This window comes from Streptococcus sp. FSL W7-1342, from assembly GCF_037966635.1.
In the GTDB taxonomy this organism is placed as follows: domain Bacteria; phylum Bacillota; class Bacilli; order Lactobacillales; family Streptococcaceae; genus Streptococcus; species Streptococcus salivarius_D.
Genome location: NZ_CP150200.1, coordinates 1,946,870 through 1,960,123, shown reverse-complemented (window position 1 = coordinate 1,960,123; position 13,254 = coordinate 1,946,870). Strand labels below are relative to the sequence as shown.

10 protein-coding genes are annotated in these 13,254 nt (G+C 42.3%); 5 read left to right on the top strand and 5 right to left on the bottom strand.

Going from position 1 to position 13,254, the window contains the following annotated elements:
• Window positions 1–10 precede the first annotated feature (10 nt).
• Genes NSQ79_RS09060 through rnhC form a run of 3 tightly spaced genes read right to left on the bottom strand, consistent with a single transcriptional unit; the run spans window position 11 to window position 4,135 of the window.
• Window positions 11–2,515, bottom strand: a complete 2,505-nt coding sequence (locus tag NSQ79_RS09060) for an ATP-dependent RecD-like DNA helicase (protein WP_049527805.1) — start codon at window positions 2,513–2,515, stop codon at window positions 11–13.
• Between the two features lie 60 nt (window positions 2,516–2,575).
• Window positions 2,576–3,226 (bottom strand): signal peptidase I, encoded by a 651-nt coding sequence (gene lepB, locus NSQ79_RS09055; RefSeq protein ID WP_049527808.1) that lies wholly within the window; start codon window positions 3,224–3,226, stop codon window positions 2,576–2,578.
• 18 nt (window positions 3,227–3,244) lie between these two features.
• Entirely contained in the window at window positions 3,245–4,135 is an 891-nt protein-coding gene (rnhC, locus tag NSQ79_RS09050) for a ribonuclease HIII (RefSeq protein ID WP_049527811.1), read from the bottom strand.
• 316 nt (window positions 4,136–4,451) lie between these two features.
• Here rnhC and NSQ79_RS09045 point away from each other — a divergent pair, with 316 nt between their 5' ends.
• Complete coding sequence (locus NSQ79_RS09045) at window positions 4,452–4,766, top strand: V-type ATPase 116kDa subunit family protein (RefSeq protein WP_164332240.1); 315 nt, start codon at window positions 4,452–4,454, stop codon at window positions 4,764–4,766.
• Entirely contained in the window at window positions 4,763–5,305 is a 543-nt protein-coding gene (locus NSQ79_RS09040; protein ID WP_164332239.1) for a CvpA family protein, read from the top strand. Before NSQ79_RS09045 ends, NSQ79_RS09040 begins: the two co-directional genes overlap by 4 nt.
• Before the next feature lie 101 nt (window positions 5,306–5,406).
• Here the strand turns inward: NSQ79_RS09040 and NSQ79_RS09035 are convergent, their stop codons facing one another.
• A complete protein-coding gene (locus NSQ79_RS09035) occupies window positions 5,407–7,755 on the bottom strand; it encodes an endonuclease MutS2 (RefSeq protein WP_164332238.1) in 2,349 nt (782 codons plus the stop codon).
• Window positions 7,756–7,929: 174 nt separating this feature from the next.
• On the opposite strand from NSQ79_RS09035, the gene polA reads away from it, so the two are divergent.
• The 3 genes from polA (at window position 7,930) to NSQ79_RS09020 (ending at window position 11,752) form a co-directional block, all read left to right on the top strand.
• Window positions 7,930–10,569, top strand: coding sequence for a DNA polymerase I (gene polA / locus NSQ79_RS09030; protein WP_049527820.1), 2,640 nt, complete (start codon window positions 7,930–7,932; stop codon window positions 10,567–10,569).
• Window positions 10,570–11,120: 551 nt separating this feature from the next.
• A complete protein-coding gene (locus NSQ79_RS09025) occupies window positions 11,121–11,522 on the top strand; it encodes a DUF6608 family protein (RefSeq protein ID WP_004183523.1) in 402 nt (133 codons plus the stop codon).
• 20 nt (window positions 11,523–11,542) lie between these two features.
• The gene (locus NSQ79_RS09020; protein WP_014632597.1) at window positions 11,543–11,752 is read left to right on the top strand and encodes a hypothetical protein; all 210 of its coding nucleotides are present in this window, start codon (window positions 11,543–11,545) and stop codon (window positions 11,750–11,752) included.
• Window positions 11,753–12,100: 348 nt separating this feature from the next.
• Here the strand turns inward: NSQ79_RS09020 and mutY are convergent, their stop codons facing one another.
• Window positions 12,101–13,252, bottom strand: coding sequence for an A/G-specific adenine glycosylase (gene mutY, locus NSQ79_RS09015; RefSeq protein ID WP_014632598.1), 1,152 nt, complete (start codon window positions 13,250–13,252; stop codon window positions 12,101–12,103).
• Window positions 13,253–13,254: the final 2 nt, after the last annotated feature.

Here is a 13,254-nt window from a genome sequence, read left to right as displayed (position 1 = left end):
CAAGTCTTTTTTAGTTATTGTTAAAAAAGGCAGCAATATCGTCTTCACTGAGCCCAATCATTGGATCTATAGTTGCCCAATTTTCTTCAGTTAAGCGATAGTTTTCTTCTGTTTGCACAGGTTTGTTAACAGACTTATCCACAGGTTGTGAATAAGTGTTAACAAGATCTTGGGATAGATTGATATTTTCCGAAAAGTCTTTGTTTTCAAGGGTTTCTGAGGGATCGTTGTTTTTCGTTTTTGTTTGATCGGGTGCCTCTGTTGCCTCGTTTTTAACAATCTTTTCGACAGACTTATCAACAGCTTGTGTATAAGTTTGTTCAAAACGTTGGATGAGATAAGTATTTCGTTTAGCTCCCTCGTTGCGAACGGCATAATCAAAGGCTGCGATTTCCCCTAACATGACTAGTTTACTCTTGGCGCGTGTGATAGCGGTGTAGATGAGGTTGCGTTGTAGCATACGTCCACTTTGTCGTGTGATGGGAAGGATAACGACTGGGAACTCACTCCCTTGAGATTTGTGGATTGACATGGCATAGGCCAGAGTAATCTTATTCCATTCGTTACGAGGATAGATAACCTCATTGCCATCAAAGGACATGTAAATTTCGTCCTGCTTGCTTTCAGTATATTTATCAGGGATGAGATCAGTAATGATTCCGATATCGCCATTGAAGACATTGAGTTCGGTATCGTTGACCAGATGGAGAATTTTGTCGTTCTTACGGAAGAAAATATCATTAAAGGCAAACTGATTGGCCTTTTCTTGAGGATTAAGTAGGTCCTGCATAATGGTATTGAGATTGTTAATTCCAGCCTGTCCTCGGTACATGGGGGCTAAAATCTGCACATCCTGAGCAGCAATCCCGCTCTTTATAGCGGCAGAGACAATTTTAGGAACCATCTGTGGAATATGGTTGGCATTGGCCTCAAAGTAAGAGCGGTCAGCCTTTTTCTCTGTGAAATCAGCAGGTAGTTGACCTTGGCGCATCTGGCTAGCTAAGGTAACGATGGTGGAGTCCTCGGATTGTCTGAAAATTTTGGTCAGAGAAACCTTAGGCAAGTCATCAATCTGCAAAAGGTCAGCCAAGACCTGGCCAGGGCCTACGGAAGGCAGTTGGTCTTGGTCACCCACAATGATGACTTGGGTTGAATCAGAGATACTTTCAAAAAGTTGATTAGCCAACCAAGTATCAACCATAGAAAACTCATCGATGATAATCAAGTCGCAATCGAGATAGTCCTCCAAGGTCTTGAAATCGTCCTCGCTATTGAGGCCCAAATGTCTATGGATAGTGGCGCTAGGGAGTTGGGTGAGTTCGTTCATCCGACGAGCAGCCCGTCCTGTTGGTGCCGCTAAAATAATAGGCAAATCAGACTTTTTGAGATCTAGACCATGAAGGTCGGTATAAGTTTTAATGATTCCGTTAATAACGGTGGTTTTACCTGTCCCGGGACCACCTGTCAGGATGAAGACCTTGCTTTGTAGGGCGTTGATAATGGCATCTTTTTGAACCTTATCATAAGTAATACCAAGTTCCTCTTCCACCTCTTCAAGACTTGCTTGGATTTTGTCCTCTGCACTGATGTCAGGTTGGTCTTTCATGATACGAGTTAGGTGGGTATAGATGCCCTGTTCCGCAAAATAAAGGGTATTATCAAAGATTTTAGTTTCTATATTTTGCACTTTATCCTCTTGGATGAGATTGGTTAATTCCTTCGCGACTAAGGCGGGGTCAAGTTCAATCTGACGAGCACTTTCCAAAAGGATGATAGTTCGTTCAAGCAAGGCTTTGGCTTCGATATAGGTGTCGCCTTCTTCCATACTGGCTTCTAGCAGACAATGAATCAAGGCAGCTCGTAAACGCTCAGGAGCATCACTAGCAATCCCTAGGCGTTCGGCTAGTTGGTCAGCTATTTTAAATCCGATTCCTTGAACTTCCTCTACCAAGAGATAAGGGTGTTCTTCGATAAGATTGAGCGATTCTTCCTTATATTGGTTGAAAATTTGTGAGGCAGCTTTTGGTGTGAGTCCATAGCTGGAAAGTTTGGACAAGATTTGCTCGGTTCCATAGTTAATTTTTAACTTTGCAACGAAGGCTTCTCGGTTTACCTTTGAAAGGTTAGGAATCTGTTCTAACTTGCTAGGATCCTCGAGAATCTTGTCAATAGGGTCTTCACCATAAATCTCGACAATACGCTCAGCTGTTTTCTTACCAATCCCCTTAAAATTGTCGCTGGCGAAATACTTGATAAGACCGCTGGCAGAAGGTTTTGACCGTTCGTAGCGCGTCATTTGGAGTTGTTCACCATATTTGGGATGATTGGTTAGCTGACCCCAGAAGGTATAATCTTCACCTTCCATGACATCTCCCATGGTTCCTGTAACAATGATTTCATAGTCCTCAAAATCACTGTCTGTTTCGTCAATTTCTAAGAGTAGAATACGGAAAAAATTACTAGCGTTTTCGAAAATGACGCGTTCGATAGTTCCTGAAAAATAAAATTCTTGCATGTGTTTTTCCTAGATACATAATAAGGCTGGGTTTCCCCAACCTTATCTTATTCAGTGTTTTTAGTTGTCCTCAACAGTACCAATTTTATTAAGTGGCCAGAGTGGCCAGAAGCGGAATTTAACTTCCCCTACAAGAGCACTCTTGTCAAAGTAACCAACTACTCGACTATCTTTGGAAACAATACGGTTGTCTCCAAGTAGGAAATATTTGCCTTCAGGAACAGTGACAGAGAAGGTCGTGTTGCCGTCAGCATTGGTTGTAAAAGCCTTGGCATCCTTAGCTAGTTGTTGGAAGTAGCTACTCTTGCTCTTGTCATCGTTGTAAGCATATTCTTTTTGTAGCTTATCCTTGGCAAAGGCAGTTTGGAATTCTTTGAGGTATTCTTCCTTGACTTCTTTACCGTTGACAGTAAGTTTATCGTTTTGATAGGTAATGGTATCACCTGGCATACCGATGATACGTTTGACGATTTGTTTCGTCTTACCGTCTTCGACTTCCTTGGCAACGACAATATCGAAGCGTTCAATGGATGTGTGTTTCAAAACGATAACACGTTGATTATTGGCTAGAGTAGGATCCATTGAGTGGCCGTCAACTTGGACAGGGAGCCAAAGGAAGAGGCGAGTCAAAAGGAAAAATGTGATAAAGAGGATAAAGAGTCCCCATTCACGAAGTAAAATGAGGAAGTATTGGGTCCATTTGTTTTTCATAGTTAAGGCCTTTCAGGGTTATTTTAAGCGTTGGTAGGCTTTTTTGGTATTGGCGAAATGATATTTAGCAGTAGCTTGGAGAGCCTGATCTCCGTAGGCTTGAAGAAGCTTAGTTGCCACCTGGTCAGATTTAGCACCAGCACCTGAAGGAAGGGTGTAGCCAACCTCTTGGCTGAGTTTGTCCAAATTTTCCAGGAAGAGATTGCGAGCGATGATAGAGCTCACCGCGACAGCTAAGTATTTCCCTTCAGCCTTTTCTTCTAAAGTAATAGGAAAGTCAAAGCGATTGCCTTCATTCCTGAGGTATTTTTGATAATTTTTCTCACTGGTGAAGGCATCAATGACAATCTTATCTGGTTTAGCACCTGATTGTAACAATAGAAAGATAGCCTGATTGTGGAGAGCTACTTTAACGGACACAGCATTATGACTCTTACCGTCTCCAACCACTTCATTGTACTTTCTAGGCGAAAGAAGGAGTGCCTTGTGAGGAATTTTCTCCTCCAATATAGGTGCAATCTGACGAATCTTGATATCATTAAGATTTTTAGAATCATCGACCCCAAGAGATTTCAAAAAGACATGGTCAGCCGGGGTAACTAGACTAGCTACAACAGCTAGACCACCAAAATAGGAGCCATTTCCGACTTCGTCTGATCCAATTAGGGCTAGGTTTTGCCCATCAGGTGAATGCTTAGGTTCAGCTTGGTATCCAAAACGGCTAGCCAAGACTTCTGGCTTAGCTCCTTGGAAAGTTACCTTTCCTGAAGTATAGGCGATGACACTTATTCCATCGACCTTGGCTGAAAAACTTGCATAAGGATTTTTAGTCGCAGTTGCATAGTTTGCCAGGTCCTTTTGGAGTGTCGAAATCTGCTCTGCTGTCATTTTTAATACGATTGTGCCCATGAAATCTATTTTAGCACAAAAAAGGAGAATTGGTAGATATTTTACAGACTCGAAATCCCTGAAAATTATTTTTCTAGAGAAGTGCAAAGTCTAAAATTTACGAAAGTTAAAATTTAGGATATAATGATTAGAAAGAGAATGCCTAACCATGCTCTTTTTTCCACAATTAGAGAAAATGGGTTGGCATTTAAGTATCGAACACGCCTCAGAGTAAGTGTCTGAATCTTGCTAACAAATGGCGATATAAAAGCAATAAAATAAGGAGAAGCTGCGGTGGCGAATCCGCGACCACCATTGATTGGCAGCTAACAAGCAAATGGCAAATAAGAACCGTTACAAATTTCATTTTGGAGAGAAGAACCTCACGCTAACAACTGATAAGGACAACCTTTTCATGGAAGAGGTTGAGCGTGTTACCCACGAGAAATATAAAATTATCAAAGAGCAGATGAAAAATGCTGACAATGAAACAATCGCTATCCTAATGGCTATCAATTCTTTGTCGACTCAGTTGGAACGCGAAATTCAAGTTGAAGATATGGAAAAAGAGTTGGAAACGTTGAGAGCTAAGCAACTTGAGCAACTCAAGGTTAAGGCGACAGCTACAAATGACGATGAGGATGACGCATGATTGGACTCCTTGTCTTAGCCATTATGGCTTGGAATTTCTACATTGGCTACCGTCGAGGCCTCTTTATGCAAGCTTATTACTTGGTTTCAGTCATTATCGCCATGTGTGTGGCGGCCTATTTCTACCGGTCGCTAGGAGAGGCTATCAATCTTTGGGTACCTTATACCAATCCAACCAAAGATGCTAGTATAGCTTTCTTTAAAGATCAGAACATCTTTTCACTTGACCGTGTCTATTATGCGGGCGTTGCTTATTTTGCTATCTACTGTATAGCCTATTATGGCTTACGCTTTCTTGGTATTTTCTTCCATTTTGTGAGAATTGAGCGACTTGATCAGAGATGTTACCAAGTGGTGGGCGGGGTCTTGGCCACCTTAGTGAGTCTTGTGCCTTTGACTATGTTGGGGAATATTCTTGCGACTGTTCCCATGAATAACATTCAAACGCTCTTGTCATCGAGCTGGGTTTTACGTATCTTGATTAATGGCTATTTTCCAGTTAGTCAGATTATCCAGCATTTGTGGACAAGTGTGATATAGAAAATAGAAGTCTTCCTTGATTAAGGGAGACTTTTTTGTTCTTTGTTTTGGTAGGATATGAAAAAGACCGGACACAAGGTCTCAGTCTTTCTTAACTATATTTACCCTAAGGTTGCAATGGTACATCCGGAACCACCAGCACTCTGTGGGGCATATTCAAAACTTTTAACATGGCGATGACGGCGGAGATATTTGGTAACGGCATCACGGATGACACCTGTACCAATACCGTGGATGATGTCCACCTGACTCATGTTATTAAGTAGGGCTTGGTCAATAAAGGCATCAAGCTCTTGCATGGCTTCTTCGTAACGTTTCCCACGAAGGTCTAGACGGGCACGAGGACCGCCAGATGACTTTTTGGCTTTTTTAACCACGTTAATCTGTTTCTTCTTAGGTTGTTGGGCTTCTGCTTGGGCACGAACAAGAGTGAATTCATCCGCCTTGAGTGTCATCTTGATGAGACCTACCTGGGCTTCCCAGTTACCATTTTTGGCTTGACTGGTAAGCGTACCACGTTGACCATAGGCGGTAACGATGATATCATCTCCGACATGAGGGGCACGCGCAGCCTTTTCTTTCTTGGCCTTACGAAGGACTTTATTCTTAGAGAGGTCCACTTGTGGGGCAAGTTTCTTGAGTTTTCCTTTGGCGTCGATAACTTCATGAGGTTTGAGTTGACTCTTATCGTGAAGATTTTTGAGAATACTATCGCTCTCAGCCAAAGCTGTATCCACCATCTCTTGAATTTCTTTTTGAGCCTTTTCGAGTTCCTTGTCGTACTCATGGGAGAATTCATTATAGAGTTTCTTGACCGCACGGTTGAATTTAAGGTTCTCCTGCTCAACGTTCTTGATGTGCTCCAGACGTTTTTGTGTTTCCACAGTTTGGGCTTCAAGTTGCTCGATGATACGGTTGACATCACTATCAGTATCCGTTAGGTTTTCCGCTTCCTTGACAATAATCTCATTCAAACCGAGGCGGCGAGCAATCTCAAAGGCGTTAGAGCGACCAGGAACTCCCTGCATAAAACGATAGGTAGGACTTAAAGTCGCTGTGTCAAACTCCATGCTGGCATTTTCCACATGTTGCGTCTCAATCCCATAGGCCTTAAGCTCAGGATAGTGAGTAGTAGCCATGGTCTTAATCTGACTCAAACGGAGGTGCTCTAGGATTGCCATGGCTAGACTAGCCCCTTCCTGAGGGTCAGTACCAGCCCCAAGCTCATCGACCAAGATAAGACTGTTGCTGTCGGCAGCGTCCAGAATCTCAACAATGTGGGTCATGTGACTAGAGAAAGTTGACAAACTCTGTTCAATAGACTGTTCATCCCCGATGTCCGCAAAAATCTCTTGGAAAATGGCTACACGACTACCCTTATCAGCCAAAATTGGAAGACCAGATTGAGCCATCAGTTGAGCTAATCCCAGAGTTTTAAGCATGACCGTTTTACCACCGGTATTGGGCCCGGTGATGACAATAGCTGTGAGGTCCTCATCAAAGCGTAAATCGTTGGCTACTGGATTGACCAAAAGAGGGTGACGAACGTTAAGGAGTTGGAGTGTTTGGTTGTCACTAATCTTTGGAATAACTGCCTTTTTATCCTGGAGATAGAGGTATTTTCCTCGAATAAAGTCCATGTGACCCAAAATCCAAGCGTTGTTAGCGATAGCAGCAGCTTGTGGACGGAGTTGATCAGACAATTCATGCAGGATACGGGCCATCTCATGGCGTTCGTCTGCACGTAATTGTGTAATTTCTTCGTTAAGTTGGATAACGGCGCGTGGCTCGATATACACTGTGTTTCCAGAGCTTGAGATGTCATGCACAACCCCAGCAATACGGTTACGGTAGGTATTTTTGACAGGCAGCACTGAACGACCATTACGACTAGCAATCAAACTCTCAGCCAACATGTGACCAGATTTCTTGAGAATGTCTTGCAAGGTCTGGCGAATGGCATCATCGCAAGATTTGAGTTGACGACGGATATTCTGCAACTCAGGGCTAGCAAAATGTTCAATGAAACCACCATCATTGATACTTTGAAGGCTGCCTTGTAGACTTGGGAAGGCCTCAATCTTTTCGAAAAGACGTTTAAGAGCGACGAGCTCAACATTTTCAAGGTCAGCGTAGAAGCGACCAAGGTCAGCTGAAGCTTGCAGCACCTTCTTGATGGCAATAAGCTCCTGAATGTTGAGGTCAGCATCCAATTCCAAGCGACGCAAAGGCTCAGAAATATCTCGCAAGCTACCAATGGCAAAGCCATGGTGCTCTACGAAAATCTCAGCCATTTCTTGAATTTCTGTAAATTGATTTTGAATTCTTTCTGGATTGGTCATAGGTACCAAGTCACGTAACTCCGCCTGAGCCTGTTCAGTCTGCAGGTATTCTGTGAACTGGTCCTTGACCTTGTTAAATTCTAATTGGTCTAAAATCTTTGTGTTCATAGCTTCTATTATAGCACATTTGCCTATGGGGCGTGGAGGTGGGAAATGCCTGAGGTCGTTTTATGAGCGGACTCTTGTCATCAGATGTTGACTAGTTATTTTTACAAAAGAGTCTCCCTAAAATAAGAGATTTTCAATTAAAACCAATGCTCTCATCTATGCTATAATAAACCTATGACTAATCAGAAAAAATTACTCCTAATTGACGGTTCATCCGTTGCCTTTCGTGCCTTTTTCGCACTTTATAATCAAATTGACCGTTTTCGTAACAATAATGGCCTTCATACCAATGCCATTTATGGCTTCCACCTCATGTTGGACAACCTGCTTGAGCGTATCCAACCGACTCATGTCTTGGTAGCCTTTGATGCTGGTAAAACAACTTTCCGTACAGAGATGTTCGCAGACTACAAGGCTGGTCGTGCCAAGACACCAGAGGAATTCCGTGAGCAGTTCCCTTATATCCGTGAGATGTTGGCTGCACGTGGTATCGCCTATTACGACCTAGCTCAGTACGAGGCAGATGACATTATCGGTACCTTGGCTAAGATGGCTGAAAATACCAGTGAGGACTATCACATTACTGTTGTCTCTGGGGATAAAGACTTGATTCAGCTGACTGACGAAAACACAGTCGTTGAGATTTCGAAGAAAGGTGTGGCTGAGTTTGAGGCCTTCACACCTGACTACCTCATGGAGAAAATGGGTATTACCCCCGCGCAATTCATCGACCTTAAGTCTCTCATGGGTGATAAGTCCGATAATATTCCAGGAGTTACTAAGATTGGTGAAAAGACTGGTCTCAAGCTCCTCTTGGAACACGGTTCCCTTGAAGGTATCTATGAGCATATTGATGAGATGAAGAAGTCCAAAATGAAGGAAAATCTCATCAATGATAAGGAGCAAGCCTTCCTTTCTAAAACTCTGGCGACCATTGATACCCAGTCTCCTATTGAAATTGGCTTAGATGATACGGCCTTTACGGGACCTGACCTTGAAAAATTGGCAGCCTTTTATGACGAGATGGGCTTTGTTCAGTTCAAAAATGCCCTTGGTGGAGAGGCTGTTCCGCAGGATTTTGATGTGGCCTATGCAGAGCCTAGTCAAGTGACAGAAGCTCACTTTAGCTCTGACGATTTCTTCTATTTTGAAATCCTCGGTGACAATTATCACATAGAACCTATCATCGGTTTTGCTTGGGGGAATGACAAGCAGATTTATGCGTCTACATATACAGACCTACTCAAATCAGAAGCCTTCCAGGCAGCTCTTTCAAAAGCTGTTAATATCTACGATTTCAAGCGAAGTAAGGTCCTTTTGAGCCATCTAGGTATTGACTTGCCTACGGCTAATTTTGATGCACGTCTGGCCAAGTATCTGCTCTCAACCGTTGAAGACAATGAATTGTCAACCATTGCCCGTCTCTATACGGACCTACCGTTAGAAACAGATGAAGTGGTCTATGGCAAGGGGGCTAAGCGTGCGGTTCCTGAAAAAGATGTCTTACTCAGCCACCTAGCTAAAAAAGTCAAGGTCCTTCAGGTTGCTAAACCGGTTATGCTTGAAAAATTGGCTGAACACGGTCAATCAGAGCTTCTCTTTGACATGGAGTTACCACTGGCAAATGTGTTAGCTAAGATGGAAATCGCTGGTATTAAGGTTAAGGGACAAACCCTTAACGAGATGGCAGTGGAAAACCAAGTAGTCATTGATAAATTGACCCAAGAAATCTACGAAATGGCGGGCGAGGAGTTCAATATTAACTCGCCTAAACAGTTGGGTGTTATCCTCTTTGAAAAGATGGGTCTACCTTTGGAATACACTAAGAAAACCAAGACAGGTTACTCAACAGCTGTGGATGTCCTTGAACGATTAGCACCAATTGCTCCAATTGTAGCTAAGATTTTGGAGTACCGCCAAATCACTAAGCTTCAGTCTACCTATGTCTTGGGGCTTCAGGATTATATCCTTGAGGATGGTAAAATCCATACCCGTTATGTGCAAGATTTAACTCAGACAGGTCGTTTGTCATCAGTGGATCCCAACTTGCAAAATATTCCTGTTCGCTTGGAGCAAGGTCGTCTCATCCGTAAGGCCTTTGTCCCATCGACTGAGGACGCAGTGCTTTTAAGCTCGGATTACTCACAGATTGAGTTGCGCGTGCTGGCTCATATTTCGGGAGATGAGCATTTGATTGCAGCCTTTAAAGAGGGGGCAGATATCCATACCTCTACAGCCATGCGTGTCTTTGGCATTGAAAAGCCAGAGGATGTCACACCTAACGACCGTCGTAATGCAAAGGCTGTTAACTTCGGGATTGTTTATGGCATTTCTGATTTTGGTCTTTCTAACAACCTTGGCATTAGCCGTAAGAAGGCCAAGGAGTATATCGACACCTACTTTGAACGTTATCCTGGTATCAAGGCCTATATGGATAATGTGGTTCGTGAAGCCAAGGATAAGGGCTACGTAGAAACTCTCTTCCACCGCCGTCGTGAGTTGCCAGATATTAATTCTCGTAACTTTAACGTCCGCAACTTCGCAGAGCGTACAGCTATCAACTCTCCTATCCAAGGAAGTGCTGCTGATATCCTCAAGATTGCTATGATTAACCTAGACAAGGCTCTGGTAGAAGGTGGCTATAAAACTAAGATGCTCCTACAGGTGCACGATGAAATCGTCCTTGAGGTGCCAAACGACGAACTTGTAGCGATGAAAGCCTTGGTTAAAGAAACTATGGAAGCTGCAGTCGAACTCGCTGTCCCTCTCATCGCAGATGAGAATGACGGCCGCACATGGTATGAGGCAAAGTAAAACATGAAAGAAAATTTTCCATTTACCTATTTTCTCTTGCGCTACATGCTAGGATTTCTGGCCGTTGTTCTGGCTATCGTAGCAGTGTTGGTGATTATCACCTACTTTATGACCAAGTAGAAATAGGCAAAAAAGCTGGACTGAGGTCCGGCTTTTTTGCCTATTGAAAAACACCAGATATGCTAGTGGTTCCGAAAAGTTTTTAACGATGTATCAAAAAAGTCCCCCTAAAGTGTTATATTAGATAGGGGTTCCCGACCAGTAGCTAATATACTAATGAGACTTGCTAGTCGGGTCAGCTAGCAAAGGTGGTGCTGAAGTGGAACTATTCGGTGGTTTTTTAAGCCTTGGCCGGTAGCAGAGGCTTTCATCCGAAGAGCAAGTTACAAGTTCTAATCTATGAACTTAGAAAGGAAGGAATAACTTAGAACAGCTCTCAAATAAATTTGGAATAAACATTTCTAATTTTAGTTATATAATTAAATTGATTAGTCGTTAACCTTTATTTTATAATTAGATAAACAAATTTGAATTTCTGGAGTAGTAGTGCAATGAAAAAGGATAAATATAAGAATTTGATTTTCGCATATACGGTTTTATATACATTTGTAACGGTGCTAAACAGCATTTTGTATTTATATAACGGAATATATGAGGATCCGAGCGGAAACTGGCACGAAATAGACAGAGCAATCATAGTTTTAATAGGTGTAGTGGCATATGCTCTTGTTACAGAGCTGATTATAAAGCCTATGGTTCTAAGATATGCAGTTTCGTACATACCGACAGTTTTGCTTGCATTTTTTTATGTATGGTCTACGAGCTTTAGAGAAAATTTAGCTCAGTCCGCGTATATGGACATCTGGATAAATTTCACGTCTATGTTCGTTATATTTTGTATAGTCCATTTTATTGTGTACAAATGTAGAAAAAAGAAAGAGACAATGAAGTAAATTAATTCCAATTTATAGGATTGTATACGGCAAAGGTAGCAATTGAATATGGTAAAATTACTGATGGCTTTTTTAAAGCAGGACTTGTGCCAAAAGAAGTTGGTCCTAGTGGTGGAACATTAGCATTTTTACCCAAAGGAGTATCTTTGACTGGTTCTGTAATGTCATCGCCAAATGAGAAAGCCGATGATCAGTCAGATAAAAGTAAGGATCGTATCTGGGGTGGGTAGTCACTTTATGGCACCACAGACGATAGTTATTTCTTCTACAAAGTAGACTAATGATTAACAAGCTGAAACTGAAACGTTTCGGCTTTTTTGTTTTCGTCATAGTGACATTTATGTCACTATTTTTTATTGGCCGTATTACCTATAATAGAACCATAACTGAGAACAGCGACAGGAGTTCTTAATAAAAAGGAGTGTCGTACTATGATTGAATTTTTGATGTCAAAAAATGTGACTTATTTGGAGTTGTTTTATATCTTTTTGGGAGTAGTTCTTTCAAAGGTATACCTTGCTTTGCGTGGCCGGAAGCACGCTAAACGTGACGTATAACAAAAAGGGTAGCACTCAATGCTATCCTTTTTTGCTGTCTTCATAAGTTTTAATCATTTTCTTTTGTGGTGTGGCCATTGGGAACTGGTCGAAGTCCTCAGCCGCTACCCAGCATAACTCCTTATCGGTAGTGAGTTTGTCGTCATTGACGCTACCTTCTACCATCTCGATGGTCCATTTTTGGTGGCTGAAGGTATGTTTTACAGGTGTAAAATCATTGTTCGTCCACTCTGGATTAAGGGCATAATTTTCTTCAAAAATAGCCTTTTGAGAGACTGTCTCGAGAATATAATCATCCTTTTCAAAAAGGCTGAGTTGTTGACCAATAAAGTCCGTTTCCATGATAGGGAAGGACCAGAAACCACCTAGCAGACGTCCCTCGATATTTTTTTCGAGCAGAAATTCACCCTTTGCATTTCTGATAATAAAAGCTTGAATTTGCATAGGTTTAGGCTTCTTCTTAGGCAATTTGATAGGGTACTTGTCATAAGTTCCATTGAGATAGGCTGCACAGAAAAAGCGAATAGGGCTTTCGTCTGGTCTTGGATTTTTAGCCGATTCGATATCGGTCCCAAGGTCCATAAGCGCCTGATTAAAGTCCCCTGGACGGTCAGGGTCAATCAAAATGTCCATAATCGCTTGGAAAATCTTACGATTTTTGGCGTCTCCAATATCGTAATTAACCTCAAAGAGACGAGCCATGACTCGCATAACATTACCATCAACAGCGGGTTCTGGGAGCCCAAAGGCGATGCTAGAAATAGCACCAGCAGTATAGGGCCCGATGCCCTTGAGTTTGGCAATATTGTCATAAGTATCTGGAAACTGACCATCAAAGTCATCCATGATTTGTTTAGCAGCCTTTTGCATGTTTCGGACACGTGAATAGTAACCTAACCCTTCCCAAGCTTTGAGAAGCTTCTCTTCTGGAGCTTCAGCCAAATCTTTAACTGTTGGAAACCAGTTTAAAAAGCGCTCGTAATAGGGAATGACAGTCTGAACCTGGGTTTGTTGTAGCATGATTTCACTGACCCAGATATAGTAGGGATTTTTAGTTCTTCGCCACGGTAGGTCTCGTTTCTCTCGATCGTACCAGTCCAGGAGGGTACGACGAAAAGAGGCGATTTTCTCAGCATCCCACATGACAATGCCGTATTCTTTTAAATCTAACATGT